Below are 26,635 nucleotides of genomic sequence, written 5' to 3' on the forward strand. Positions count from 1 at the left end.
TTGTGTTCCCGGTTTCCTGTCCATGGCCCTGGACCCAAGGGGGCGGCTCACGTTTTGCGGCAGAGCCAGCCCTGGAATGTCAGCGCGGCGTAGAACCGCTCGATATCGGTGAAGCCGGCCTCGCGCAGAATGGCTTCGTCTGCCTGCGGCGCCAGCACCGGCAACTTGTCGCGCATTGCCCGCATGCCGTTTTGGGCCTGTTCGGCGGGCACGCCCGCGGCGGTCACGAAGGCGGCATTGCGGGCCAGCCAGGCATCGCGCCGTTCGGGTGGAAAACTGTGGTGCACCGCGATGAAGGGCGCGCCGGGCTTGAGCCGGCGGCTGATTTCGCGAACGGTCCGAAGGCGTTCGGGCGCTGCCAGGAAATGCAGCGTCAGCAGGCAGGTGGCGCCGTCGAAGGGGCCTTCGGGCGCGTCGTCGATATAGCCCTGGTGCAGCGCGGCGCGCGGGGCCAGGTCGCCCAATGTGGCGGTGGCCTGGCGCAGCATGTCGGCCGACGGATCGACGCCGTCCAGGCGCCAGCCTGGCCGCGTCTCGGCCAGGGCCTTCAACTCCAGTCCGCCGCCGGCGCCGAGCACCAGGAGGCGGCCGTCGTCCGGCGTCAGCTCGGCCATCAGCAGGCCGATCATGCGGTGCAGGTCGCGCAGGCCGGGGACGTGGCGCGCGACCCGTTCGGCGTAGTCGTCCGAGGCGCCGGGCGTATTGGTAAAGGACATCGATGACTCCGGGCTGGACGGCGGCCGGGGCGGCGTGCCGTCATCATGAAACATATGATGTTGCATGATGGCCTCGGCGTCAAGTGGCGCGGCGACGACCGCGACCGGCCTGGTGGCGGCCGGCCTGGGGTGACTCAGGGACCGCCGCCCGCAGGGAGATTCAAGCCGAGCGGCTTGGGGAATTCAGGCCGCGATGGAGAGCGTCCGCGCCGCGCCGGGAAAGTCTGGCAGCACGATGTCGCAATGGCCGGGGCGCACCCAGCGCACCCGCTCGCGGGTGGCGTCGATGCAGCCGCCTTCGGCGTACACGCCCTGGGGGTCGCGGATCCGCATCATGCGTTCAAGGATGACGGCGGTGGCCTCGGGGTCGGCCAGGGTGGCGTGCACGTGTTCCTTGACGATCTGTTCGTCGATGTAGCGCTTGCCGGCGGCGTCGGTGCGCAGGCCGTGGCGCCAATGGTAGATCTCGACGCACTTGGACGTCAGCGTGTACGGCACGCCGCGTTCCCAGAAATTGTTGAACAGGCCGCCGCCCAGGTAGAACACCCAGGACCCTTCGTAGCCTTCGACGTCCGACGATTCGGCGTCGGGGTTGCGGAACCAGAGCCGGTCGCCCGGCACGTAGAAGCGCTGCGGCAAGGGCGCGTCGAGCGCGCCGTATTCGTGCAGGAAGGTGTCGTGGAAGCTGCCGGACATGACCGCGCGCGTTTCCCATTGGCGCTGCAGCCGGCGGCCGAGGTCGGGGTTGGCCGTCTGCAGTTCCTGCGCGATGCCGAGCACGGTGACGTATTCGGTGGCGCGGTAGCACGAGAACGAATACAGCTGGCCCGAGGCCTCGGGCTGGGTGGCCTTGCGCAGCCCATCGATCAGCGAGCGGCCCGGCAGCACCGTGAAGCCGCGCGCCTCGTCGTAGGTCCAGTAGTCCTCGGGCCGCTCGGCGTGTTCGGTGTCGAAGGCCAGCGCGGTCTTGCCGGCGGCCTGCACGATGTAGCGGCGGATGCGCACGGCCGAGGCCAGTTCCGCCACGCTGGGGAAGTCGAAGGCGACCGGGCTGGCCAGCATCGCCAGCACGATCTCGCGGTCCAGGTCGGCTTCGTTGGCGTCGGTGCGCAGGCTCAGCGCCCGCGCCACGCGGGTGGTGTCGTGATCGGGCAGGTAGCTGGCGGCGAAACCGCGATTGAGCGCGGCATGCACGCCGGGCGTGGCGGCCTTGCGCAGGTCGCAGCGGGCGGCGGCGCGCAGGCCGAGGTCGGACAGGTATTGCTGCGTGGCCTCGAGCGCGGCGGCGGCCTGGCCGGCATCGGCGGCGAGGATGCGGATCCCGCCCTGATCGGGATGATTCGGTGACTGCTGGGAAGACGGCATGGGAAGCGAATCGGTAGCGGCGGACAGGGTATGGATAGGCGCGAGGCGGGGTGAGTTCCCGTCAAGCTGCAAGAGGGGGTGAAGAACTATTTCAGCCCCTCTGACGCCTTGCGGCCGACCCCTGGCGAGCCCTTGTGGGGCCCGCCGGATTGTAGGGGCGCTTCCTTAATAATAGCTGTACAAAACGGGCCGCAATGGTCACCGTTCTGTCACCCTGCTGTCATGCCGGCCGGGCCTATTCGGCCAGATAGGCCGGCGCGCCGATCTCGATGATCTGCTCTTCGCTCAGGGTGCGGTGCCAGTACGAATACAGCACCTGCCGGTCGGCCGGCAAGCCGAGGTCGTGGCGCAGGTAGCGGTGGATGGCGCGGAACGCCTTGTGCTCGCACCCGCCCCAGAAGAACGCGTCGTCGAGCGCCGGCGGCCACGACACGGCGCGGACCGCATCCGGCAGCAGCGTGGTGGCGCCGGCCGGCGCGCCATCGCGGTGCAACCATTTCAAGGTGATGCCGGCGGGCCTGGCCAGCGGCAGTTCCTCGCTGGCGTCGCGCACCTCGATGAAGGCGTGGCCCAGTGCGTCGGCGGGCAGCGATTCGAGGATGCGGGCGATGCCGGGCAGGCCGGTTTCGTCGCCCGCCAGCACATGGAAGGCCGCGGGCTTGGGACCGCCGGCCGCGGGGCCGACGACGCCGACGCGGTCGCCCGGCGCGGCCGCCTGCGCCCAGCGCGTGGCGGGCCCGGCGTCGGCGTGCAGCGCGAAGTCGATCGTCAGCGCGCCGGCGGCCGGGTCGATGGCGCGGATGGTGTAGACGCGGGTCGGCATCTTGCCGCCGGGCCAGGTGACGCGGCCGTTGCCGTCCAGCATCGGCCAGGCCACGTCGGCCTCGCCCTTGGGCGCGAAGATCAGGCGGCAATGCAGCTGGTCGGCGCGGTCCAGGTGGGCCAGATCGACGCCCCGCAGCACGATGCGGCGCAGGTGCGGCGTCAGGTCGCGCACCGCGGCCACGCGCAGGATGCGCAGGTCGTCCAGCGGCGTCAGGCCGCCAGCGTCGCCGCGCCACTGGATGTCGAGCCGCTCCTGCGCGGCGATGAAGCCGATCGGGCCGGCCAATGCGTGCTTCATGCGGTTCAGGGCGGCGGGGTCGGCGGCTTCGATCTCGATATGCAGCGCGCCCGGGCGGACCCGCAGCGTGGCGCTGCCGAACGCGGCGGTGACGGCGTGGTGGTCGGATTCGGCGCGCACGGTCATGTCGTGCGTGGCGATGGCGGCCAGGATCGGTTCGAGATAGTCGGCCAGCCTGGGAAAGGCGATGACGGCCGACGCCGTACAGGACGGCGCGGAGGGGTTGGACAAGGTTTACTCCTGGAGGGAGACCCACAGCGGGCCGTCGATCGGCTCCTGCAAAAAGCGGCGATTGATCGTCGCCAGGGTCTCGGCGGGGTCGAAATCGGCAAAGCGGTCGGGGTGCAGCCACTTGGCGGCGGCCTCGACGAAAAGCGGGTTGAACGGCGCGACCGTGATGAGGCCGGTCCAGATGCCATGCACGCGCCCCTGGCGCACGCTGGGCAGCGCGGCAAAGCCGGTGCGGGCCACCAGCCGCCGCAGGCCGGCGCGGCCCTGGGCCGGGTCGATGCCGGGGCCGATGGCCGGCCGCCCGCCCGAGACCCAGCCGCCGCCCGAGGCGATGTAGACGTCATGCGGCGTGGCCAGCAGGTATTCGAGCTGCAGCTTCTGGTACCAGGGCGCTGTCACGCCAGGCAGGCTCTGGCCGCCGGCCAGCGCCAGCAGCTCGCCCCAGACCTGCTTGCCGGCGGCCCAGCAGCAGTCGTCGGGCGTGGATTGCACTTCCAGATAGGTGGTGACCGGCCTGGCGCCCGCGAGCCGCCGCGCGACTTCGGCCAGGCGCTCGTCGGCGAACGCCGAATAGGCCGCGGCCCGGTCGCCGGCATCGAGGATGTCGCCCCACATGCGCAGATTGCGGTGCAGCGTGTCGATCGGGCCGGCCGTGGCGGACGCCGCGGCGTTGCTGGCGACATCGCTGTAGGCCACCGGGATGCCCAGGGCCGTCAGGCGCTGCAACAGGCCGCCGGCGCCATCCTCGGGCGTCATGAACGAGCTGGTCACCACCAGATCGGGCGCCAGGTTGACGATGCCTTCCAGCGAGATCGTGGTGGGCGCCTGCTTGCCGATGACCGCGATCGGCCGCTTGCGCTCGAAGCGCGCCTGCAGCGCCTCGCTGTCGATGCGGTCGGCGGCGGCCCAGCCCACCACTAGTGACGCCGGATCGGGATGCAGCAGCGCCATGGTGAGAATGTCGCGCGCCTCCAGCAGCACGATGCGGCGCGGCGCGGCGGGCAGCCGCAAGGCGCGGCCCGCCATGTCGGTCAGCGTGCGCGGCGGGCTGGCGAGGGCGGGCAGGGCGCCGCCCAGTCCGGCCAGCGCGAGTCCCGCGCAGAAGCGGCGTCGATGCATCGTCGGCTCCTTACCAGCGGTAGCTCAGGCCGGCGATGATCTGGCGGCCATTGCCGTACTGGCAGAAATAGTCGGAGCTGCAGCTGGAGTAGTAGGTCTTGTCGAACAGGTTGTTGATGTTCAGGCGGCCTTCCAGGCCCTTCAGGCTGGGGCTGGCGGCGCCGAAATCGTAGCGCAGCGCGGCGTCGATCAGGGTGTAGCCGTCGGCTTTCACCTTGTTGGCGTTGTCGGCGTAGCTCGAACCCACCGTGCGCACGCCGGCGCCGACCTTGAAGCCTTCCAGCGCGCCGGCGCCGAAGCGGTAGTTGGCCCACACCGAACCGTAGTACGTGGGCACCGCCTGCGGCCGCTTGTCGTTGTTGGCCTCGACCGCGGCCTGCGTCACCTTGGTGTCCAGCAGCGTCAGCGCGGCGATCAGCTCCAGGTTGTTCGTGACCTGTCCGCGCGCCTCGAACTCCAGGCCGCGCGAGCGGATGCGGCCTTCCTGCGCGTTGAAGCCGAAGGTGTCCGGCACCAGCGCGTCGCGCTGGCGGATGTCGAACGCCGACACCGTGAACAGCGCGTCCACGCCGGTCGGCTGGTACTTCAACCCGACTTCATACTGGCTGGCCTTGCTCGGCACGAACGGCGCGCCGCTGGCGTTGACGCCGACGTTGGGCTCGAACGAGGTGGCGTAGCTGACGTAGGGCGCGAGGCCGTTGTCGAACAGGTACAGCAGGCCGGCGCGGTAGCTGGTGGCTTCGCTGGACTGGTTGGTGGCGCTCTTGGCCAGGCGGTTGTCGGAATCCTGCTCGGTCCAGTCGTGGCGCACGCCCAGCAGCGCGCGGAAGCCGCCGAAGCGGAACTGATCCTGCACGTAGGCGCCGGTCTGGCGCAGCGTCTGGCCGCTGTCGATGATGGTCGTCAGCGGGCCGATCGGCTGGCCGTACTGCGGATTGGCGACGTTGATGGACGGCGCGGGGCCCCAGTTGTACTGCCAGTTGCTGCGGGTGTGCTGGTAGTCGATGCCGGTCAGCACGGTGTGCTGCACCGTGCCGGTGGCGAAGTCGATCTGCGCCTGGTTGTCGAGCGCGACGCCCTTGACGTCCTCGATCGAGCGCAGCGCCTGGCGCGCGATGGTGCCGTCGGCGGCCAGCGGCGCGGCCATCTGCAGCGAGCGGAAGTCGACGTCGACGTCCGAATAGCGCAGGCGCGAGCGCAGCGTCAGCGCCGGGCTGACGCGGTGTTCCAGCTGGTAGCCGATGCCGTGCTGTTCGCGCTCGAACGAATCGAACTTGGGGTCGCCGACGTTGAAGCGGCGGCCGAGGTCGTCCTTGTACCGGGACGGCGCCAGGAACTTGGGATAGACCGAGTTGAAGTAGCCGCCGTCCGGGTCCTTCTGGTAGTACGCGGACAGCGTGAAGGTGGTGTCGGCGTTGGGCCGCCAGGTCAGCGACGGGGCCACCGCGTAGCGGCTTTCGTGCACGCCGTCATAGCGGCTGTCGGCGTAGCGGCCAACCGCGCTCAGGCTGTATTGCAGCGTGCCGGCCTCATTCACGGCGCCCTGGCTGCTGAAGCCGGCGCGGGCGCGGCCCTCGTTGCCGCCTTCGAGCAGGATCTCGTGCGCGGCCTGGTCGGACGGCCGGCGACTCACCTGGTTCACCAGGCCGCCCGGGCTGACCTGCCCGTACAGCAGCGCCGACGGCCCCTTGAGCACGTCGATGCGGTCCAGCAGGTACGGGTCGATGGCCGCCTGCGCGAAGGCCTGGCCGCGCGGCAGCTTGAGGCCGTCGAGGAAATTGACGTAGCTGGTGGCGGTGCCGAAGGCGCCGAAGCCGCGCAGGAAGACCGAGTCGTAGCGCGAGTTGGTGTCGCGGTCGGACAGCACGCCGGCGGTGTAGCGCAGGGCTTCGCTGACGGTCTGCGGCGCCTGGTCGTCCAGCTGCTTGCGGGTGATGGTGGAGATCGACTGGGCCGTTTCGAGCACCGGGGTGCCGGTCTTGGTGGCCGAGGTGGTGGTCGGGAGCAGGATGCGGTCGCTGCTGTCGGCCGGGTCGGCGGATTCGCCCTTGACCACCACCGGACTGAGTTGCACCGCTTCCTGCTGCGCCTGGGCCGCGCCGGCCGCCAGCAAACCAGAAACCGCCCCGAGGATCACGGCTTCCCGGACATCAATCGCCATTTCAACACCTGTTGCAAATGAAAAGAAATCTCAATTGCAATCATCATCACATAAACGGGACGGTAACGTCCAGTTAATTTGGAAAAAATAAAACCCTTGACGTGCTTTCTGCCTAGGTGATAACGGGACTTTTGCGTTTGGTTATTTGCCGTGCGGCGCGCGCTGCGGGACAATAGGGGCCTTCAAGACTGCCAGCCACGGACCGATTGGATGCCCACGACCCCGCCCAGCAAGACCGCCACCCCCGCCCGCCGCGTCGCCGCGACGTCGCCCGCCGGCGAGAGGGCGCGCAAGGCGCCGGGCGGGCGGCCGACCCGGGAAGCGGCGGCGCAGCTGGAGCGCCGCATCCTCGCGGTCGCGGCCGAGTTGTTCGCCGCACAGGGCTATGCCGCGACGTCGATGGAGCAGGTGGCCGAGATCTGCAAGGCGGGCAAGGACACGCTGTATCGCCGCTACGCCTCCAAGGCCGCGCTGTTCGGCGCGTTGATGGACACGTTCCGCGGCGCGATCGTCGAGGAACTGAACGCCTGTATGGCCGAAGCGGGCGCGCCCGAGCAGCGCCTGCGCCGCTACGCGCGCGCCTTGCTGGACATCAACCTGCGTCCGCAACTGGTGGCGCTGAACCGCGTGGCGCTGGGCGAGGCCTTGCCGGCCAAGGGCGTGCAGCCCACCCCCGGCGCCGACGATCCCTTCCTGCGGCGCCTGGCCGATATGGTGACCGAGGCGCAGGCGGCCGGGACGCTGGGCGGCGGCGACGCCGCGTTCATCGCCGAGCAACTGCTGTACGCCACCTCGATCAAGCCGCTGGTCGCCACCATGCTGGGCGAGACGCGCTTTGCCGATCCGGCGGCGCAGCAGGATTACTTCGACCGCGCATGGGACCTGTTCATGCGCGGCGCCGCGCCGGGTTGAGGCCGTGTCCAATCCCTTGTCCCGCAACGTGATGGCGCTGTACCAGGCGCATGCGGCAGCGTTCGAGCGCGACCGCGGCGCCGCGTTGATCGAGCGCGCCTGGCTGGCCGACTTCCTGGCGGCGTTGCCGGCGGCCGCGCCGCGGGTGCTGGACATCGGCTGCGGCACCGGCGTGCCGATCGCCGGCCACCTGATCGAACACGGCTGCCGGATTACCGGCGTCGATAGTTCGACCGCATTGCTGGCGCGCGCCGCGGCGCGCTTTCCCGAGCAGGCGTGGATCGCCGCCGACATGCGCCAGCTGCCTTGCGCCGGGCCGTTCGACGGCCTGATCGCGTGGCACAGCTTCTTCCATCTGTCGCCCGAGGACCAGCGGCCCATGTTCGCGCAGTTCCGGCGCCTGGCCGCGCCGGGCGCGGCGCTGATGTTCACCAGCGGCACGACGCTGGGCGAGGCCATCGGCCAGCTCGACGGCCAGCCGCTTTATCACGGCAGCCTGGAGAGCGCCGAATACCGCGAGCTGCTCGCCGCCAACGGCTTCGAGGTATTGCGCCACGTCGAATGGGACGCCGCTTGCGGCAACGCGACGGTGTGGCTGGCCAGGCGGACCTGAGCCAGGCGGGGCGACGGGCCGTCAGGTCATAGATGCGGATCGCGCAGGATCGCCCGGATCCTGAGGAAGGCGTAGGCGGCGCAGCCCAGTGCGATCAGCACCACGAGCCAGGCATACGCCTTCTTGCGCTGCTTGGTGGACCAGGCTCTATCGTAGGTGGCCACCGGATCCCACAACACCTTGCCGTCCATCTGGCGCAGCCCATAAACCCTGATGGGCACGTGCACGCTGAACATCTGGCCCTCGTAGACGTTCTTCAGGTCGTCCGGCTCGCGGTCGGTCAGCAGTTCCAGGGTCCGTGGCAGGACGAGGCCGGTCACAACGGCGCCCGCCTCGAACGCCACGTCGGGATAGTCGTTCGAGAAATAGCAAAGAGGCCTGTAGCCGCTGTTCTGCCGGGAGCCGGCGGTCCGCGAGTAGGGGCATACGGCCAACTTGTCCACGCGCACGGCGATGGCGTGCAGCGTGGCGGGATCGGGCGGCAGGTACGCCTTGTTCGCGGCGTCGAAGAGATCGCGGGACAAAATCAGTAGCATCAGGCAGAGGAACAGCGCACTTAGCGGGCGCTTGAAGCGCGCCTTGATCTCGCTCCATTCGCTCATCGGTGTGGCCTCGTAGCGCGGGGGGTTGCGGTAGTCATGCACATCCTTGGTTCAGGCTCAAGGCCTCTTCGATTGCCGTATTGTAGGTGGCGGGTGTATGCGAGTGAATTCGGGCGGCGCATGCAGCGCCATCAGTTCCGCCACCCAGTCGATGAACACCCGCAGCTTGGCGCTGACGTGGCGGTTGGGCGGGAAGGCGATGTAGAGCGGCATCGGGTCCAGTTGCCAGTCCTCGAACAGCGGCGTGAGTTCGCCGCGCGCGGCATGCTCGCGCGCCATGTAGTCGGGCAGCCACAGCACGCCCATGCCCGCCAGGCCCGCCGCCAGATAGGCGTTGCCGTCATCCACCGCGACCACGTAGCGGCCGTGCGCGTGGACGCGCTCGTCGCCGCGCCGCATGGCGTAGGGCAGGGGCTTGCCGCTGCGCGACCAGAGGAAGCCGACGATGCGGTGATGGCTGTCCTCGAGGTCGCGCGGATGATCGGGCGCGCCGGCCCGCTGCAGGTAGGCGGGCGCGGCATAGACGCGCAATTGCAGGTCGCCGACGCGTCGCGCCATCAGTGATTGGTCGGTCAGCTCGCCGCCGCGCACCACGCAGTCGACGTTCTCGCCGATCACGTCGACGATGCGGTCGCTCACGCCCATATCCAGCTGGATGTCCGGGTAGCGCGCGTGGAAGGCGGGCAGGGCGGGCACCAGGATCATGCGCGCCAGCGGGCTGGGCACGTCGACCCGCAGGCGGCCGCGCGGCACGGCCGCGGCGACGGACAGGCTGGTTTCGGCGTCGTCCATGTCGGCCAGCAGCCGCAGCACGCGCTCGTAGTAGACCGCGCCGTCGGCGGTGACGTTGACCTTGCGGGTGGTGCGGTTGAGCAGCCGCACGCGCAACCGCGCCTCGAGCTGCTGCACCAGCTGGGTGACGCTGGTCTTGCTCATGTGCAGCGTGTCGGCCGCTTTGGTGAAGCTGCCGGTTTCCACCACGCGGGCGAAGGCCTGCATTGCGTCGAAACGGTCCATCGCCACTCCAGGGATCAGGGGATTGTTTGCATTTTACAAACAGTGATGGACAAGCTTGCCCATTTATCGGCGGCGGCGCCGTCCGTACAGTGCCTGCATCATCAATACGGGCCGAGGCCCGAGACAGGAGAATGAGTATGGCAACGCGTGATGTGGTTTTTCCGGCCGGGCGCCAGGCGCTGTATGAACGCAACCGCTATTCGCCCGCGGTGCGGTCCAATGGCTTTCTGTTCGTGTCGGGCCAGGTGGGCAGCCGCGAGGACGGCTCGCCCGAACCCGACCTGCAGGCGCAGGTGCGGCAGGCGTTCGACAATCTGAACGCGATCCTGAAGGCGGCCGGCGCCAGCTTCGAGGATGTGATCGACGTGACGGTGTTCATGGTGGATCCGGCGTCCCGCTTCGAGACCATCTGGCAGGTGGTGCCGGAATACTGGGGCCAGGCGCCGCATCCGACGCTGACGGCGGTGGGCGTGACCTGGCTGTACGGCTTCGATTTCGAGATCAAGGTGATCGCGAAACTGCCGCAGGACGCCTAGCCGCCCCTGGCGGCGGGGCAAGAAAAGCGACGGGGCAGGCCGGCGGGATCGCCGGGCCTGCCCCGTTTTGCGTGCCTCGTCGTATCAGCCGCGCAGGCGGGCCACGGCTTGCGCCAGGTCTTCCTGCTTGCGGATCAGGGCGGCCTCGACCTGATCGCGCGGGGTGCGGGTGTCTTCGCGGTGGCTGGTCAGATCGGCCGCGCGCAGCAGGCCCATCAGGTCCTGGGTGCGGGTCTGGGTCGTGGGCGTGATGCTGCTCTGGTCGACCAGCTTGCCCTTGATGAACTTGGTCACCAGGGTGGACATCGTGCTGGACTCGGTGAACGAGGCCTTGGCCAGTTCGCCGTCTTCGTAGGCGATGTCGGTGCGGTTGCTGTAGTCGTCGCGGATCTGGTAGAACGCGTAGTTCTGCGACTCGGGATCCGTGGTCAGGTTCAGCTTCTGATCGGGCGTGAGCGCGCGGTGGAAGCTGGCGTTCAGCGACGACTGCTGCTGTTGCGTGATCGCCAGGTCGAGTTGCGGGCGGCCGCTGGAGCTGGTGTTCTGCGAGGTCTCGTACGAGAAGGTGTCGAGCTCACGCGCCTGCAGCGGATTGGACGCGACCGGCGCCTGATTGATCGAGGCGGAGAAGTCGGCCAGGCCGGACAGCATGGTGCGATGCACTTCGGCCGGCATGCCCAGGCGCGTCGTGGTCTTGGCTTCCGGCGCCCAGTCGCCGTAGCTCTTGTGCAGGTCCGCGAAACCGGACTTGAACAGGGCCATCAGCGTGGCATCGCCTTCGCCGCGCGTCTGGGCGCTGTCGAACTTGGTCAGGTAATTGTTGATGGCGGTCGTCTGCTGCTGGCTGCTGCCGAACTGGCTGGGCTTGCTGGCGTCGACGTTGATCTGGGCCGAGCCGGCCACGGTCTTGACCGTCAGCGAGCGTTGGCCCGCATCGGCCTGGAAATTGAAGCTGACGCGATCGGGGCCCTCGGCGCCGACCGTGGCTTCCAGAGACACCGACGACAGCACGCTGGTGTTGAACTTGGCCAGCGCGCCCAGCGCCAGCTTGGGCGGCACCGAGGTCAGGCCGTCGACGGCGTCCTGGAACGACTTGGACAGGCCGGCGATGGCGGTGCGTTCTTCTTCGGTGAGCTTGGCGTCGCCCACGTCGATCTGCACGCCCAGGCCCTTTTCATTGCTTTCGAGCGTTACCGTGACCTTGGCGCCGCTGGCGGTGGTGATGCGCAACGCGACCGAATTGTCGGCCACGGCCGGACCCTTGGGCGCGGCGACGCCGTCCACCGGCGCGGCGGCGCGGGCCGACGGGATCGACAGCGAGTAATTGCCGCCATCGTTCTGCATGCGGCCAAGCAGGGCCGCGGCCAGGCCCTTGAACTGGCCGGTCAGCGACGAGGCGCGGACGTTGTCGGACATCAGCGAGGACAGGGCGTCGGGTTCCTGCACCTGGCCAGCGGCGACGGATTCGGGCGAATAGGTCAGCACGTTGGCCGGCTGGCCCAGCGTCACCGAGGTGGACGCGGGGATGTCGGGACTGCGGTTGACGGTGGTGACGCGGGACACCCCGGTCGCCGGCGCCTGCGGGGCGATGACGAGCGGCGGGGTGTAGCTGGAGATCGTGGTCATGTCAGTGGTATTCCTGGCGGGCAACAGCTGCCCATGAGGCTTGCCGGGGAGTATCACCATGACTAACGGCAGGCGCGGCGGAAAATTAATCGGCCGACGTTATTTATTTTTGCGTTTTTGAGGTTATTTATATTCAGTTAAATGACAGCTTTGGAAGTGATTTCCAAAATAATGTCGACAAAATAAATACCGCGCGCCGCGATTATCGGCCCGTGCGGGCGGCGCATCTCTCGCGCCGCCTCGCGCCTTATTTCACGACATAATTCTTCGCTTCATTTTCACCGGCCCATTTACGCAGCGCGGCGATGAATTCCGGGCAGACGTTGCCGTCGACGGTGGAATCGACGATGACGCTGTCCTTCATGCGCATCAGCACCTTGCATTCATAAATGCGGGTGCGGCCCTGGTAGTAACCGCTGCTGCTTTGCTGAAACACCGGCGTTGCCGCGGTCGTGTTGGTGGCCGGGATCATGCCGACCACCTGCTGGCTGGTGCCGGTCGTGACCCATTCCTGGTAGGGCGCGGACTGGTAGTCGGACCACTCCAGTTCCATGGTGTTGCCGATCGCGCGCTTCTTGGAAGGCTCGCCCAGCGCCGCGATGGCGTCGTTGATCGAGCGGCCCTGCATGTTGCGGGCGACGTTGACGCTGGGGGAGAACGACAGGCCTTCCGAGAAGACCCGGCTCAGCGACGGCAGCGACGAACTGCCGCCGCTGGGCATCGGCGCGCAGCCGGCCAGGCTGGCGGCGGCGATCAGGCTGGCGGCCAGGCGCAGCGGCGGGCGGCGGGCGGAAAGGGGCAGGGGGAACGTCATGGCGTGCGGTCGGTGCTCCGTGGCGGCCGGACGCGGCGGCGGTGATCGCGGCCGGGCGCCAGGCGTTTTGTGTCTCTTCGTGACAGGCCGGGTCGGCAGGGCTTGTGACGGGAGAGTGATTGCAGACTGACAGCCTGCTTACGAAATGTCCGCCATTTTTACCGGAAAACGGGGCCAGCTTCCTTGCGCCAATGGTGAAATTTGTTACTCAATATGCCCGCGCCGCCTTGGCAGAGGGGACGGAGCGGGTAAACCGCTTGCTAAGATCGTGGCCGCTGAATCCACCCGATCCGGAACCCGAACGATGATATTTGCCCGATTTTCTCCGATTATCCGCGCGGCGCTCGGCGCGCTGGCGTTGATGGCGGGCCTGTTCGCGCCACAGGCGCATGCCGACAAGCTGTACGGCGGCATCGCGACGGATGGCAAACACGCCAAGATCTATTGGGCGCTGCCCGAGGATTCGGAAAAGGCGGCCGAATCGGCGGCGCTGGCGGCCTGCCGCAAGGGCGGCGGCAAGGACTGCAAATCGCTGAGCTGGTTTTCGGACAGCTGCATGACCTACGCCCGCAATACCTCGAACGACCTGTTCCCCGGCAACAGCGTGTCGCCGGAAATGGCGGCCAAGAAGGCGGTCCGCCGCTGCACCGCCGGCAGCCCCGACGGCAAATGCTGGCTGACCACGATGCCGCTGTGCGTGGGGCCGGGCTACAGCGCGCAGGACGTGGAGGCGGCCAGGAAGGCCACGCCGGCCGAGCTGGAGGCCCTGTCCGCCAAGCTCAACGATCGCGAGTACTGGGGCGCCGTCGCCGAGATGAACACGGGCGACCTGACCTATTCGGATGGCTACCCCAACGAGAAGGACGCCATCAACAAGCTGCTGGAATGGGAGGACTGCATCGGCTGCACCAAGGTCCTGACCTACCGCGACAGCTGCGTCGGCCTGGCCTGGGCCAAGGGCGTGAAGGGGCGCGGCACCAGCTACACCGCGCTCGATCCCGACCCGAAGGCGGCGCGCGATGCGGCGCGCAACACCTGCAGCGCCAAGAGCGGCCTGCCCAATTGCGTGGCGATGGTGCGCTGCTCGGGCCGTCCCTACATCAGCGGCTATGCCGGCGAGGACGAAAAGGCCAATTGAGATCGCCATGAGGCGGCCGCGCGCCGCCCGGCACGGCAAGCCGGCGCCCGTACAGGGGGGCCGGCTTTTTTCATGGGCGCCCGGTCAATCGGCCAGCCGCGCGGCGGCGTCGCGGACCACCTGCTGCAGCCATGCCAGCGCCGCGTCGCCGGGCGCGCGCCGGCTGCACACCATGTCGATATCGAAGGGGCCGGGGTCGACCTCCGGCGGCAGCGGCCGCAGCGTCAGGCCGGGGCCGGCCAGCCGCAACGCGGCGCGCCGCGCCAGCGTGGCGACCAGGTCGGTGCCCTGCACGGCGTGCGGCAGCGCGACGATGTGGGCGAAGGTGCAGGCCACCCGGCGCCGTTGGCCCAGCCGCGCCAGGCTGGCGTCCACCACGCCGCGGGCCGAGCCGTCGTCGCTGGGCGTGAACAGGGCGTGCGGCAGCGCCACGTAGCGCGCCAGGTCGAGCTTGCGGCCGCGCAGCGCCGGATGATGCCTGTCGGCGATGCAGACGAAATGCTCCTGGTACAGGCGTTCGCGCAGCATGCGCTTGGGCGGCGCCAGGTGGCCGCCGATGGCCAGGTCGACGCTGCCGTTGTCCAGCTGCTCGTAAAGGGCGGCGCGGTCGAGCCGCGCGATGCGCAGGTCGATGCCGGGGGCGTCGCGCCGCAGCGCCGCGACGATGTGCGGCACGATCACCACGTCGGCGTAGTCGCTGGCCGCCACGGTGAAGCGGCGGCCGGCGGCGGCCTGGGGATCGAAGCCGGCGCCTTGCGTCAGCGCCTGGCGGATCTGGTCCAGCGCCGCGCTCACGGCCGGCATCAGCGCGGCGGCCTTGGGCGTGGGCTGCATGCCGTTGGCGGTGCGCAGGAACAGCTCGTCCTGGAACAGCAGGCGCAGGCGGCCCAGCGCGCTGCTGACCGAGGGCTGGGCGCGGTTGATGCGCTGGCCGGCCAGGGTCACGTTGCGGGTGTCGTAGAGCGCCTCGAAGGCGACCAGCAGGTTCAGGTCGACGGCTGAAAGATTCATGCCATCAATAATACGAATAGCGATTATGGATTTCAACAATTCCATGGCGCGGTCCTACCATGGCTGGCAGCAATTGAATCGAAGGACTGCGCAATGACGACCGTATTGATTACCGGCATCGAACCGTTCGATGGCGAAACCCTCAACCCTTCTTGGGAAGCCGCGCGGCGGCTGGATGGCGCGCAAGTGGCCGGCGCCACCCTGGTGGCGCGCCAGCTGCCGTGCGTGATCGGCAAGGTGGTGGGCGTGCTGCGCCAGGCCATTGAGGACACGCAACCGGACCTGGTGATCTGCCTGGGCCAGGCCGGCGGCCGCGGCGACGTGTCGATCGAGCGCGTCGCGATCAACGTGGTGGACGCGCGCATCCCCGACAACGAAGGTCGCCAGCCGATCGACGAACCGGTGGTGGCGGGCGGCCCGGCGGCCTATTTCTCGACCCTGCCGATCAAGGCCATCGTGCGCGACCTGCGGCGCGCGGGCGTGCCGGCGTCGGTGTCGTCGACGGCGGGCACCTACAACTGCAACACCATCTTCTACGGCCTGTCGCACTACATCGCCACCGAGCGCCCGGCGTTGCGCGGCGGCTTCGTGCACGTGCCGTACCTGCCGGAGATGGCGGCCCATCACCCCGGCCAGCCCAGCCTGGCGCTGGAGACGCTGATCGAGGGCGTGAAGGTGATGGTGGCGACCTCGCTGGCGGTCACGGCGGACGTCAAGGAAGGCGGCGGCGCGCTGCATTGAACGGAGACGGACGATGGATACTTTCAAGGACGCCGACGCCTTCGCGCTGGACGGCGTGCCGTTCCGCCACCGGCAGGCGCGGGTGGACGGCCTGGGCTATCACGTGGTGGAAGGCGGCGCCGGGCCGGCGCTGATCCTGCTGGCGGGGTTTCCGCAGAGCTGGTACGCGTGGCGCCGGGTCATGCCGCTGCTGGCGCCGCATTTCCGCCTCTATGCGGTGGACCTGCCCGGGCAGGGCGACTCGGACAAGCCGCTGGACGGCTACGACACCCGCACGGCGGGCGAGCGCCTGCGGGCGCTGTTCCACACGCTGGGGCTGACGCGCTACGCGCTGGCCGGGCACGACATCGGCGCCTGGATCGCCTATCCCTACGCGGCGCGCCACGCCGACGAGGTCGAGCGGCTGGTGCTGCTGGACGCCAATATCCCTGGCGTGACGCTGCCCGCCAGCTTCGAGCTGGGACCGGACAACTGGAAGCGCTGGCATTTCCTCTTCAATACCGTGCCGGACCTGCCCGAAGCGCTGCTGCAGGGCCGCGAGCGGGTGCTGATCGAGTGGTTCTTCAGCCGCAAGACCGCCAACAAGCCGGGCGTGTTCAGCCGCGCCGACCTGGATGAGTACGAGCGGGTCTACCAGACGCTGGGCGGCTTGCGCGGCATGCTCGGCTATTACCGCGCGGCGCACCAGTCGGCCGAGCAGAACCGGGCGCTGCGCGAGACGCCGTTGACGCTGCCGGTGCTGGCGCTGGGCGGCGAGCACGGCAGCGCGCCCGACCTGCACCAGGCGCTGGGGCCGCTGGCGCGCGACTTGCGCGGCGGGGTGCTGGCCGATTGCGGCCACTATCTGCCGGAAGAGCAGCCGCGCGAACTGGCGCGGCGCATGCTGGCGTTCCTGGCGTAACCGCCGCAGCGTACGGCTGCCCCAGCATACGGCTGCCGCAGCATAGGGCTGCCCCAGCATAGGGCTGCCCCAGCATTTCCACATTGCGTATCGGTATTTGTCCGGCGCACGGCGCGCTCCTATCCTGGCCTGCTTGGAATTTCCGCAGGGAGCAGGATGATGGGCAATCGACGCAGGTCCCTCTTGAAGGCCGCGCTCGGCCTGGCCGGTGGCGTGGTGGTGGGCGCGGGCCTGTTGAGCAACATGACCGGCGCCGCGCCGGCCGCCACGGACGACGCCACGCGCTATCCGAGCCGGCCGGTCAAGCTGATCGTGCCGATCGCGGCCGGCGGCAGCGCCGACAAGCTGGCGCGCACCGTGGCGCAGAAACTGAGCGAGAAGTGGGGGCAGAGCGTGGTGGTGGAGAACCAGCCGGGCGCCAGCAGCGCCATCGGCAATGCCGCGGTGGCGCATGCGCGCGGCGACGGCTACACGCTGCTGCTGGGCGGCGATGCCTTGTCGCTGAACGCGCTGCAACCCGGCAAGCCGCTGTACGACCCGTTGCGCGACCTGCGCGGCGTGACCAAGGCGGTGGTGAATCCGCAGCTGCTGGTGGTGCGTCCGGGACTGGGCGTGAAGACCTTCCAGGAATTCGTGGCGCTGGTGCGCAGCCGGCCCGGCGAGATCTCGCTGGCGCTGCCTGGCGGCAACGGCAGCCTGCAGCACCTGGCGGTGGAACTGCTCAACGAACGCATCGGCGCCAAGACCAACCAGATTCCCTATCCGGGCGGCGGGCCGGCCACGCTCGACGTACTGGGCGGCCACGTGGATGCCATGCTGATCACGCTGGCCGCGGCCACCGAGAACGTGCGCTCGGGCAAGCTGGTGGCGCTGGCGGTGACCACGCCGTACCGCTCCAAGGCGCTGCCGGAGGTGCCGACCATGCAGGAGGCGGGCCTGGCCGATTACGCGGTCGAGACCTGGCAGGGCTTCGTGGTGCCGGCCTCGACTCCGGCGGCGTTGGTCGAGCGCATCCATCGCGATGTGGTGGCCGTGCTGCGCGAACCGGAGACCGCCACGCTGCTGGAGAACCTGGGGTTCGCCATCGCCGCCAGCACGCCCGAGGCGGTGGACCAGACCGTGCGCGATGACATCGCGACCTATCGGCGCGTGATCGCCACCGCCGACGTCAAGCTCCAGTAGGCGCGCCGCAACAGCGGTTTCATATTCATATCTGAAAGTCTTCTTTGTGTTGTGCGGCGGCGGACCGCAGCATAGAACTCCGTTCAATGCCTACGACACAACAACATGAAGACTCGCAATATCTCCGGCCGTATCCTGCAGGCGGCCGTCGCGCTGGCCCTGGCGGCCGGCGCCGCCGGCGCCCATGCCGATGCCACGCTGGACAAGATCAAGGAACGCGGCACCGTCACCATCGGCGTGCTGGCCAACGGCGGCGTGTTCGGCTCGATCGACCCCGCCACGCAGCAGCTGGTCGGCTGGAATCCCGACCTGGCGCGTGAACTGGCCAAGGGCCTGGGCGTGAAGGCCGAGCTGGTGCAGGTGCAGACCGCCACCCGCACGCAGTTCCTGATCTCGGGCAAGGTCGACCTGCTGATCGCGTCAATGGAGCTGAACCCCGAACGCGCCGAGATCCTCGGCTACGCGCCGACACCGTTCTTCCGCGTGGGCGGCGCGGCCGCCACCCGCAAGGACAGCGGCATCGCCAAGTGGGAAGACCTGCGCGGCAAGCCGGTCTGCGTGTCGCAGGGCAGCAGCTTCGCGCGGCCCCTGCAGGCCGACTACGGCGCGGTGGTCAAGGGCTACAAGAGTTCTTCGGACTCGCTGCTGGCGCTGCGCGGCGGCCAGTGCGTGGCCGCGGTGCACGATTCGACCCTGATCCATCCGCTGCTGCGCACCAATCCCGAATGGGCCGACTATCACGCGCCCATCGCCACGGAAGTGCTGCCGGCCAATTCGGTGGTCTGGACCCGCAAGGGCGAGGCCGACACCATCGCCGCCGTCGACAAGGTGATCCAGGGCTGGCACCGCAGCGGCTGGCTGATCGCCACCGAGAAGCGCCTGGACATCCAGCCGCCGCAGCCGCTGCTGCAGGAACTGCACGACAAGTACAAGCAGGGCAGCTGAGCCTCGCGCCCGCCCGTGTTGGAAAAGACCGATGAATAGACAAGCAATCAAGTGGGCCGCCGCGCTGGCGCTGGCGGCCCTGGCGACGGCGGCGCACGCCGACGCCACCCTGGACCGCGTCAAGCAGCGCGGCAAGCTGGTGGTGGGCGTGGACGGCGCCAGCCCGCCGTTCGGCCTGCTCGATCCGGCCACCGGCAAAGTGGGCGGCTTCCAGACCGAGCTGGGCGGCGATATCGCCCGGCGCCTGGGCGTGACGCTGGAGACGGTGCCGGTGACGGCCGCGACCCGCGTGCAGTTCCTGCAGGCCGGCAAGGTCGATCTGCTGATCGCCAACATCCAGTGGACCCAGGAACGCAGCGAGATCCTGAGCTACGCGCCGACGCCCTACAACCTGGTCGGCGGCGCGGCCATGGTGTCCAAGCGCAGCGGCATCAAGCGCTGGGAGGACCTGAAGGGCAGGGTGGCCTGCGTGTCGCAAGGCAGCAATTTCGCCAAGCCGCTGCAGGACACCTACGGCGCGGTGGTCAAGGGCCTGCGCAATATCCCGGAATCGCTGCTGGCGCTCAAGGGCGGCAGTTGCGACGCCTCGGTGCACATCCAGCCGGCGCTGTACGAGACGCTGCACGGGCCCAATGGCAAGGAATGGGAAGGCTTCGAGCTGGCCACCCCGGACCAGTTGATCCCGTCGCCCACGGTGATCTGGACCCGTCGCAACGAGGCCGATACGCGCGCCTTCGTCGATGGCGTGATCCGCGACTGGCACAAGTCCGGCCTGTTGGTGAAGGAGGCCGACAGGTTCGGCGTGCCGGCCGATTACCTGCGGCAGGCCAACGCCGACGCGCAGGCGGGCAAGTTCGATAGCGCGCCGCCCGAGGCCCAGGCCAAGCCATGACGACGGCCGCCGAGGACACGCTGCTGGCCGCGCTGCGCGCGCGGCTGGGCGCGGACTGGGTCGCGACCGGCGCGGACGCGGCGCCGTTCCTGACCGACCAGCGCCGCGTGCTGCACGGACAGGCGTTGGCGGTGGCGCGTCCGGCCGACGCCGAGGGCGTGGCGGCGGTATTGCGCCTGTGCCGCGCCGCGCGGGTGCCGGTGGTGCCGCAGGGCGGCAATACCGGCCTGATGGGCGGCGCCACGCCGGACGCCAGCGGCCAGGCCGTGGTGCTGTCGCTGGGCCGCCTGAACCGGGTGCTGGGCATCGATACCGACAACGACACCATCACGGTGCAGGCCGGCTGTGTGCTGGCGCAGGTGCAGGAGGCCGCCAGCCAGGCCGGCCGCCTGTTCCCGCTGAGCCTGGGGTCCGAAGGCAGCTGCACCATTGGCGGCAATCTCGCCACCAACGCCGGCGGCACGCAGGTGCTGCGCTACGGCAATGCGCGCGAGCTGACGCTGGGGCTGGAGGTGGTGACGGCCGAAGGCGAAGTCTGGAACGGCCTGCGCGGCCTGCGCAAGGACAACACCGGCTATTCGCTGCGCGACCTGTACATCGGCAGCGAGGGCACGCTCGGCGTGATCACCGCGGCCACGCTCAAGCTGTATCCCAAGCCGGCCGAGCAGGGCAGCGCCCTGGCAGGGCTGCCGTCGATCGAGGCGGCGCTGGCGTTCCTGTCGCTGGCGCGGCGACGCCTGGGCGCGCAGCTGACGGCGTTCGAACTGATCGGCCGGCCGGTGCTGGAACTGGTGGCGCGTCACGTGCCGGACCAGCCGCAGCCGCTGCCGGCGCTGGCGCAACCCTGGTACGCCTTGCTGGAGGTCTCCGCCAACGAGGCCGGCGCGGCGGACGCCTTGCAGCGCCTGGCCGAGGCGGCGCTGGGCGAGGGCTTGCTGGAGGACGCGGCCATCGCCCATAGCCTGCAGCAGGCCGCGGCGTTCTGGCGGCTGCGCGACGAGGCCATCGGCCTGGCGCAAGCGCGCGACGGCGGCAACGTCAAGCACGATATTTCGGTGCCGGTCTCGCGGATTCCGGCCTTCCTGCAGGGCGCCGCGCAGGCGCTGCGCGCGCTCGACCCGGGCCTGCGGCCGATGGCGTTCGGCCATCTGGGCGACGGCAACCTGCATTACAACGTGTCGCACGACCCCGCCGGCCCGGTGGCGCGCCTGTTCGCCAACGAGGCCCGCATCCATGACCTGGTGCACGCCCAGGCCCATGCGCAGGGCGGCTCGATCAGCGCCGAGCACGGCATCGGCCAGGTCAAGCGCGACGCCTTGCCCCATTTCAAGAGCCCGCTGGAACTGGCGCTGATGCGCCGCGTCAAGCAGGCGCTCGATCCCCTGAACCTGATGAATCCCGGAAAGGTCCTGTCATGACTGAATCCCTGTTTCCCGGCGTGTTCTCGCGCCGCGCCCGCGGCGTCGAACTGTCGCCCATCGCCGCGGCCGGCGCGCGCGCCGCGCGGCTGGCGGCCGAGGGCCGCTCGATCGTGGTGTTGACCTCGGGCGAGCCCGACTTCGACACGCCCCAGGCCATCAAGGACGCCGCCGCGCTGGCGCTGGCGCAAGGCCAGACCAAGTACACGCCGACCGCCGGCACCGCCGCGCTGCGGCGCGCCGTGGCCGATGGCTATCGCCAGCGCCACGGCCTGCCCACCGAGGCGGCCCACGTCATCATCTCCAACGGCGGCAAGCAGGTGATCTACCTGGCCCTGGCCGCCACGCTGGACGAGGGCGACGAGGTGATCGTGCCGACGCCGTACTGGCCCACCTTCCTCGACTCGGTGCGGGTCAACGGCGGCACGCCGGTGCTGGCGCCGACGGCCGAGGCCGATGGCTTCAAGCTCACGCCGCAGGGCTTGCGCCAGGCGCTGACGCCGCGCACCAAGTGGCTGATCCTGAATTCCCCCGGCAATCCGTCGGGCGCGGTCTACAGCGAGGCCGAGCTGGCGGCGCTGGCGGCGGTGCTGCGCGAGCACCCGTCGGTGCTGGTGCTGTGGGACGAGATGTACGAGCAGATCTGGTTCGACGAGCCGCCCGCGCACCTGCTGCGCGTCGCGCCGGACCTGGCCGGACGCACGCTGGCGGTCAACGGCGTGTCCAAGGCCTATGCCATGACCGGCTGGCGCATCGGCTGGGGCGTGGGCCCGGCGGCGCTGATCGGCGTGCTGGAGGCGGTGCAGTCGCAGGTGTCGTCGGGCCCCAGTTCGCTGGGCCAGGCCGCCGCGCTGGTGGCGCTGCAGGGCGTGGCCGACGACTTCGTCGAGAACGCGCGGCTGGCCTATGCGCGCCGGGCGCGGCTGATCGTCGACGGCCTGGGCGCGGTGCCGGGCCTGAGCGTGGCGGCGCCGCGCGGCTCGTTCTTTGCCTGGATCGGGGTGGACGGCCTGATCGGCCAGGTCCGACCCGACGGCGGCGTCATCGCCGATGATGGCGACGTGGTCGACTGGCTGCTCGAAGCCGAAGGGGTGGCGGTGGTGCGCGGCGCGGCCTACGGCCTGTCGCCGTACCTGCGGCTGTCGTTCGCCGCGTCGGACGCCAAGCTGGCCGAAGCCGTGACGCGCATCGGCCGCGCCGTGGCGGCGCTGCGGCCGGCGGCGCTGGAGGCGGCCGCATGATCGAACAGGCATTGCAGGCCTGGGTCCATTTCTTCAAGCCCCTGGGCCTGAATTACGGCTTCGTGCTGGATCCGGGCGAGCTGTCCGCCTTCGGCCACGGCCTGCTGGTGACGCTGCAACTGTGCGCCTGGACCATCCCCGTCAGCCTGCTGTTCGGCGTGCTGATCGCGGCCGGGCTCACCAGCGGTCGCGGCTGGCTGGCGCGGCCGCTGCAGGCCTTCGTCGAACTGACCCGCAACACGCCGACGCTGGTGCAGCTGTATTGCGCCTTCCTGGTGCTGAACATGCTGATCACGCAGAAGCTGGGCGGCGGCAGCCCGATCACGCCGTTCATGTGGGTGGTGATCGTGGTGGCGCTGCACAAGGGCGTGTTCCACGCCGAGGCGCTGCGCGCCGGCATCGAGGCGGTGCCGGCGGTGACGCTGGAAGCCGCGCGCTCGCTGGCCTTCTCGCGCCGCCAGATCCTGACGCAGGTGCAACTGCCGCTGGCGCTGCGCTTCGCGCTGCCGGCGCTGGTCAACAACCTGGTGGATCTGGTGAAGATGACCGCGATCGCCTCGGCCATCGCGGTGGGGGATGTGACCTACGAGTCCATCATGATCTGGTCGCACCGCGACAACGTGCTGGAACTGTTGCTGCTGATCCTGCTGTATTTCGGCCTGCTGACCTGGCTGGTGAGCGTGGGCGGACGCTGGCTGGAAGCGCGCTTGAGGATGCCCGGCTATGGCCAATGAACTGGTATTGAATGGCGCTGCCGCGCATCGCGCGGGCGGCGGCTGGCGGGCGCTGCTGCGCGATCCGTGGGTGCTGCTGCTGCTGGCGCTGGTCGCGCTGGGCGTCGCGTGGGCCCTGACCGACAGCGCGCCGGCCGCGGTGCGGCACCTGTGGCACTGGTCGCCGGCGTTGCTGCGCGGCCTGGGCATGAACGTGCAGATCAGCGTGCTGGCCATGGCGCTGGGCACGGCCGTCGGGCTGGTGGTGGGCGCGCTGTCGCTGTCGCCGTCGCCCCTGTTGCGGCGCTTGACGCGGATCTACGTGCTGGCGTTCCGCAACGCGCCGATCCTGGTGCTGGTGTACTTCACGACCTACGTGTTTCCGTTCGAACTGAACCTGGGCGGCTGGAACCTGCCGTTTCCCGACTGGATCAAGGTGGTGATCGGGCTGGGCCTGCCGGCCAGCGCCAACGTCGCCGAGATCTTCCGCGGGGCGATCCAGTCGATCCCCGAGGCGCAATGGGAAGCGGCGCAGTCGCTGGCGTTCCGGCGCTCGCAGATCTTCCGCATGATCGTGCTGCCGCAGTGCGTGCGGCGCATGCTGCCGTCGTGGATGAACCTGTACGCCAGCATCACCATGAGCACCTCGCTGGCCTCGCTGGTCGGCGTGCACGACCTGGTCGACACCGCCACGGTGGCCAGCAACACGGTGGCGCGCAGCGACTTCACCATCCTGGTCTATTTCACGCTATTGGCGCTGTTCTTCGCCTATTGCTATCCCATCGCGCGCTGGACGCGCCATCTGGAACGACGTTATGCGCATTACTGACAGCGGCGGCCACGCCGCGACCGACACCCCGCTGGTGAGCCTGCGGGACGTGCACCTGGCATTCGGCCAGACCGAGGTGCTCAAGGGCATCGACGTCGAGGTCCGGCCCGGCAACGCGGTGTCCATCATCGGCCCGTCGGGCTCGGGCAAGTCGACCATCCTGCGCTGCATCACCGGCCTGCTGCGGCCGCAGCGCGGCGAGATCGAGGTCGGCGGCGTGCGGGTCGACGGGCTCAAGACCGAGTCCGAGCTGATCGCCCTGCGCAAGCGGGTGGGCTTCGTGTTCCAGCAATACAACCTGTTCCCGCACCTGAGCGTGCTGGAGAACCTGGTGATTTCGCCCATCAAGGTCAACGGCCAGCCGCGGGCCCAGGCCCAGGCGCTGGCGCGCGAGCTGCTGGCCAAGGTGCGCATGGACCACAAGGAAAACGCCTACCCGGGCGAGCTGTCGGGCGGCCAGCAGCAACGCGTGGCCATTGCCCGCGCGCTGGCCCTGCGGCCCGAACTGATCCTGTTCGACGAAGTGACCTCGGCGCTGGATCCGGAAATGGTGGGCGAAGTGCTGACCGTGATCCGCGACCTGGTGCAGGACGGCCTGACCTGCGTGCTGGTGACGCACGAAATGCGCTTCGCCCAGGAGGTGAGCGACACGGTGTACTTCACCGAGGCCGGCCGCATCGTCGAGCACGGCCCGCCGGCCCGCATCTTTGGCCGGCCCGACAGCGAACGCACCCGCGCCTTCCTGCAACGCGCCTCGGCCGAGCCGCCGGTGCGGCGCGCCCAGGCCGATCCGATCGACGCCTACCTGACCTTTGACCCGCTGCGCCTCGCAGTGTGACGCGCTTTGCGCAACCCGGAGCCGACATGACCACCGAATCTTCCGTTTCCCTCGAACGCCGCCAGCAGGTGCAGGACGCCCTGGCCGACATCCGCGGCCTGCTGGCCGCCGCGCCGCTGTCGCGCGACCTGCTGGCGCGGATCACCACGCGCCTGGAACAACTGGCGCAACAGCGCGCGCTGTTTCCCGCGGCCGAATTCGCGCCGCCGGCGCCGGGGCAGGGCGTGGGCGCCTCGACCCGCTACCGCCTCAATCCCGACGACGCCGCCGGCGAACCGGCGCTCTACCTGAACTCGATCAACCCGGGCAAGACCACCTTGCCGCACAACCACACCACCTGGGCGGTGATCGTGGCCCTGTCGGGCCAGGAACTGAATCGCGTCTACCGCCGCAGCGACGACGGCTCGCAGGCCGGCCGCGCCACGCTGGAACAGGTGCGCGAAGTGGTGGTGCAGCCGGGGCAGTCGGTGTCGTTCCTGCCGGACGACATCCACAGCATCCACGTCACCGGCGATGAGCCGACCCTGCATTTCCACCTGTACGGCCAGCCGCTGGAGACGCTGTCGGGCCGCATCGGCATCGACCTGGCCACCGGCGAGATCGTCAACTACAACGCCACCCAGATGAAGCCGGGCCAGGAGCAGCGCGCATGAGCCTCGATCACGCCCACGTGCAGACCCGGCTGGTGCATGCCGGCAGTCCCGACCTGAAGCAGGGCGCCGGTCCGGTCAATGTGCCGGTGGTGCGCACCAGCACCGTGCGCTTTGCCGACACCGCCACGCACGCGGCGCTGAACGCGCAGCGCGCCGCTGGCGAACGCGTCGCCACCTACGGCCGCCATGGCCTGGACACGCACCAGGCGCTGGAAGCGGCGGTAGCCTCGCTGGAGGGCGGCCATCGCAGCGTCCTGGCGCCGTCCGGCCTGTCGGCCATCGTGCTGGTGCTGCTGGCCACGCTGGCGCCGGGCGAGCATGCGCTGGTGTCGGACAGCGTCTATTCGCCGGTGCGGCGCGTCGACAAGGCGCTGCTGCAGCGCTACGGCATCGAGGTTGAATACTTCTCGCCCGGCCGCGACGATCTGGCCGAACGCTTCCGCCCCAACACGCGGCTGCTGTATCTGGAGTCTCCCAGTTCGCTGCTGTTCGAGGTGCTGGACCTGCCGGCGCTGGCGGCCCAGGCGCGCAGCCGCGGCGTGGTGGTGGCCACCGACAACACCTGGAGCGGCGGCCTCTACTACCAGCCGCTGGCGCTGGGCGCCAACATCTCGATCCAGGCCGCCACCAAGTACCTGGCCGGTCATTCGGACGTGATGATGGGCGTGGTCACGGTCGACAGCCCCGAGCTGGCGCGGCAGGTCGGCGCCACCTACGACGCGCTCGGCCTGGCGGTGGGCGCGGACGATGCCTACCTGACGCTGCGCGGCCTGCGCACGCTGGACGTGCGGCTGGCGCGCCACCACCAGAACGCGCTGAGCGTGGCGGAATACCTGTCGCGCCACGCGGACGTCGAGCGGGTCTATTACCCGGCCTTGCCGCAGGATCCCGGCCATGCGCTGTGGCGGCGTGATTTCAGCGGCGCCAGCGGCCTGGTGTCGTTCGCGCTGCGGGCGGACCAGCCGGGCGCCGCGGCGCGCTTCATCGACGCGTTGCGCTATTTCTCCATCGGCGCGTCCTGGGGCGGCTACGAGAGCCTGGCGCTGGAAGCGGCGCCGGAACGGCTGGCCGAACACAGCGTGTGGCAGGGCGGCCATGAAGTGGTGCGCCTGCACATCGGCCTGGAGCATCCGCTGGACCTGGTGGAAGACCTCGATCGGGCCTTCGGCGTGGTCCGCGACGGCCTGCGCCGCAGCGCCTGACGCATATGCAAATGACTGCGTTTCCTTAGGGATTCTGATTATGTAGAAGCAATTACAACCTCTTTGTCCGGTTGTACCCCCGGGGTCTAGAATTTG

26 protein-coding genes are annotated in these 26,635 nt (G+C 69.4%); 16 read left to right on the forward strand and 10 right to left on the reverse strand.

What is annotated here, in order from left to right:
• Positions 1-47: 47 nt before the first annotated feature.
• The 5 genes from AOZ53_RS12365 to AOZ53_RS12385 all read right to left on the reverse strand — a co-directional run bounded on the left by AOZ53_RS12365 (position 48) and on the right by AOZ53_RS12385 (position 6,715).
• A complete protein-coding gene (locus AOZ53_RS12365) occupies positions 48-716 on the reverse strand; it encodes a class I SAM-dependent methyltransferase (RefSeq protein WP_054487985.1) in 669 nt (222 codons plus the stop codon).
• 183 nt (positions 717-899) lie between these two features.
• The gene (locus tag AOZ53_RS12370) at positions 900-2,081 is read right to left on the reverse strand and encodes a hypothetical protein (RefSeq protein WP_054487987.1); all 1,182 of its coding nucleotides are present in this window, start codon (positions 2,079-2,081) and stop codon (positions 900-902) included.
• A 235-nt stretch (positions 2,082-2,316) separates the two neighbouring features.
• Positions 2,317-3,435 carry a siderophore-interacting protein gene (locus tag AOZ53_RS12375; RefSeq protein WP_054487989.1) on the reverse strand — a complete coding sequence of 373 codons (1,119 nt, stop codon included), beginning with the start codon at positions 3,433-3,435 and terminating at the stop codon, positions 2,317-2,319.
• Between the two features lie 3 nt (positions 3,436-3,438).
• Positions 3,439-4,554: an ABC transporter substrate-binding protein gene (locus tag AOZ53_RS12380; protein ID WP_054487990.1), complete on the reverse strand. Its 1,116-nt coding sequence runs from the start codon at positions 4,552-4,554 to the stop codon at positions 3,439-3,441.
• A 10-nt stretch (positions 4,555-4,564) separates the two neighbouring features.
• Complete coding sequence (locus tag AOZ53_RS12385) at positions 4,565-6,715, reverse strand: TonB-dependent siderophore receptor (RefSeq protein ID WP_054487992.1); 2,151 nt, start codon at positions 6,713-6,715, stop codon at positions 4,565-4,567.
• Positions 6,716-6,925: 210 nt separating this feature from the next.
• Here AOZ53_RS12385 and AOZ53_RS12390 point away from each other — a divergent pair, with 210 nt between their 5' ends.
• Both AOZ53_RS12390 and AOZ53_RS12395 read left to right on the forward strand, forming a co-directional pair.
• Entirely contained in the window at positions 6,926-7,627 is a 702-nt protein-coding gene (locus AOZ53_RS12390; RefSeq protein WP_082385614.1) for a TetR/AcrR family transcriptional regulator, read from the forward strand.
• A 4-nt stretch (positions 7,628-7,631) separates the two neighbouring features.
• Complete coding sequence (locus AOZ53_RS12395; RefSeq protein ID WP_231690296.1) at positions 7,632-8,240, forward strand: class I SAM-dependent DNA methyltransferase; 609 nt, start codon at positions 7,632-7,634, stop codon at positions 8,238-8,240.
• Between the two features lie 26 nt (positions 8,241-8,266).
• On the opposite strand, the gene AOZ53_RS12400 is transcribed toward AOZ53_RS12395, so the two are convergent.
• Positions 8,267-8,842, reverse strand: a complete 576-nt coding sequence (locus AOZ53_RS12400) for a hypothetical protein (protein WP_054487994.1) — start codon at positions 8,840-8,842, stop codon at positions 8,267-8,269.
• Between the two features lie 57 nt (positions 8,843-8,899).
• A complete protein-coding gene (locus AOZ53_RS12405) occupies positions 8,900-9,859 on the reverse strand; it encodes a LysR family transcriptional regulator (protein WP_054475085.1) in 960 nt (319 codons plus the stop codon).
• Positions 9,860-9,996: 137 nt separating this feature from the next.
• Here AOZ53_RS12405 and AOZ53_RS12410 point away from each other — a divergent pair, with 137 nt between their 5' ends.
• Complete coding sequence (locus AOZ53_RS12410) at positions 9,997-10,395, forward strand: RidA family protein (RefSeq protein ID WP_054430560.1); 399 nt, start codon at positions 9,997-9,999, stop codon at positions 10,393-10,395.
• Between the two features lie 84 nt (positions 10,396-10,479).
• On the opposite strand, the gene AOZ53_RS12415 is transcribed toward AOZ53_RS12410, so the two are convergent.
• Together AOZ53_RS12415 and AOZ53_RS12420 are read right to left on the reverse strand one after the other, a co-directional pair.
• Positions 10,480-12,021: a hypothetical protein gene (locus tag AOZ53_RS12415; RefSeq protein WP_054430559.1), complete on the reverse strand. Its 1,542-nt coding sequence runs from the start codon at positions 12,019-12,021 to the stop codon at positions 10,480-10,482.
• A gap of 247 nt (positions 12,022-12,268) precedes the next feature.
• Positions 12,269-12,835, reverse strand: a complete 567-nt coding sequence (locus tag AOZ53_RS12420; RefSeq protein WP_054430558.1) for a hypothetical protein — start codon at positions 12,833-12,835, stop codon at positions 12,269-12,271.
• A 304-nt stretch (positions 12,836-13,139) separates the two neighbouring features.
• On the opposite strand from AOZ53_RS12420, the gene AOZ53_RS12425 reads away from it, so the two are divergent.
• Positions 13,140-13,973: a DUF4189 domain-containing protein gene (locus AOZ53_RS12425; protein WP_054430557.1), complete on the forward strand. Its 834-nt coding sequence runs from the start codon at positions 13,140-13,142 to the stop codon at positions 13,971-13,973.
• A gap of 84 nt (positions 13,974-14,057) precedes the next feature.
• Here AOZ53_RS12425 and AOZ53_RS12430 read toward each other — a convergent pair whose 3' ends face one another.
• Positions 14,058-14,984, reverse strand: coding sequence for a LysR family transcriptional regulator (locus AOZ53_RS12430; protein ID WP_054487996.1), 927 nt, complete (start codon positions 14,982-14,984; stop codon positions 14,058-14,060).
• A 93-nt stretch (positions 14,985-15,077) separates the two neighbouring features.
• Between AOZ53_RS12430 and pcp the strand changes: the two genes are divergently transcribed.
• From pcp to metC, 12 genes are all read left to right on the forward strand, one after another.
• Positions 15,078-15,725 (forward strand): pyroglutamyl-peptidase I, encoded by a 648-nt coding sequence (gene pcp / locus AOZ53_RS12435; protein WP_054430555.1) that lies wholly within the window; start codon positions 15,078-15,080, stop codon positions 15,723-15,725.
• A 13-nt stretch (positions 15,726-15,738) separates the two neighbouring features.
• Positions 15,739-16,626, forward strand: a complete 888-nt coding sequence (locus tag AOZ53_RS12440; protein ID WP_054487998.1) for an alpha/beta fold hydrolase — start codon at positions 15,739-15,741, stop codon at positions 16,624-16,626.
• A 156-nt stretch (positions 16,627-16,782) separates the two neighbouring features.
• On the forward strand, positions 16,783-17,808 hold the full coding sequence (locus tag AOZ53_RS12445; protein ID WP_082385616.1) for a Bug family tripartite tricarboxylate transporter substrate binding protein: 1,026 nt from the start codon (positions 16,783-16,785) through the stop codon (positions 17,806-17,808).
• 105 nt (positions 17,809-17,913) lie between these two features.
• Positions 17,914-18,753, forward strand: coding sequence for a transporter substrate-binding domain-containing protein (locus AOZ53_RS12450; protein ID WP_054430553.1), 840 nt, complete (start codon positions 17,914-17,916; stop codon positions 18,751-18,753).
• 31 nt (positions 18,754-18,784) lie between these two features.
• Entirely contained in the window at positions 18,785-19,645 is an 861-nt protein-coding gene (locus tag AOZ53_RS12455; RefSeq protein WP_054488000.1) for a transporter substrate-binding domain-containing protein, read from the forward strand.
• Positions 19,642-21,063 carry an FAD-binding oxidoreductase gene (locus AOZ53_RS12460; RefSeq protein WP_054488002.1) on the forward strand — a complete coding sequence of 474 codons (1,422 nt, stop codon included), beginning with the start codon at positions 19,642-19,644 and terminating at the stop codon, positions 21,061-21,063. Before AOZ53_RS12455 ends, AOZ53_RS12460 begins: the two co-directional genes overlap by 4 nt.
• Entirely contained in the window at positions 21,060-22,304 is a 1,245-nt protein-coding gene (locus tag AOZ53_RS12465; RefSeq protein ID WP_054488005.1) for an aminotransferase class I/II-fold pyridoxal phosphate-dependent enzyme, read from the forward strand. Before AOZ53_RS12460 ends, AOZ53_RS12465 begins: the two co-directional genes overlap by 4 nt.
• On the forward strand, positions 22,301-23,038 hold the full coding sequence (locus AOZ53_RS12470) for an amino acid ABC transporter permease (protein WP_054430549.1): 738 nt from the start codon (positions 22,301-22,303) through the stop codon (positions 23,036-23,038). Before AOZ53_RS12465 ends, AOZ53_RS12470 begins: the two co-directional genes overlap by 4 nt.
• Positions 23,028-23,846 (forward strand): amino acid ABC transporter permease, encoded by an 819-nt coding sequence (locus tag AOZ53_RS12475; RefSeq protein WP_054488007.1) that lies wholly within the window; start codon positions 23,028-23,030, stop codon positions 23,844-23,846. Before AOZ53_RS12470 ends, AOZ53_RS12475 begins: the two co-directional genes overlap by 11 nt.
• Complete coding sequence (locus tag AOZ53_RS12480) at positions 23,833-24,684, forward strand: amino acid ABC transporter ATP-binding protein (RefSeq protein WP_054430547.1); 852 nt, start codon at positions 23,833-23,835, stop codon at positions 24,682-24,684. Before AOZ53_RS12475 ends, AOZ53_RS12480 begins: the two co-directional genes overlap by 14 nt.
• Positions 24,685-24,710: 26 nt before the next feature.
• Positions 24,711-25,337 (forward strand): cysteine dioxygenase family protein, encoded by a 627-nt coding sequence (locus AOZ53_RS12485; protein ID WP_054430546.1) that lies wholly within the window; start codon positions 24,711-24,713, stop codon positions 25,335-25,337.
• Positions 25,334-26,539, forward strand: coding sequence for a cystathionine beta-lyase (metC, locus tag AOZ53_RS12490; protein ID WP_054430545.1), 1,206 nt, complete (start codon positions 25,334-25,336; stop codon positions 26,537-26,539). The genes AOZ53_RS12485 and metC overlap by 4 nt, the downstream gene beginning before the upstream one ends.
• Positions 26,540-26,635 lie beyond the last annotated feature (96 nt).

This window comes from Achromobacter sp. 2789STDY5608621 (assembly GCF_001299375.1).
Lineage (GTDB): Bacteria > Pseudomonadota > Gammaproteobacteria > Burkholderiales > Burkholderiaceae_B > Achromobacter > Achromobacter insuavis.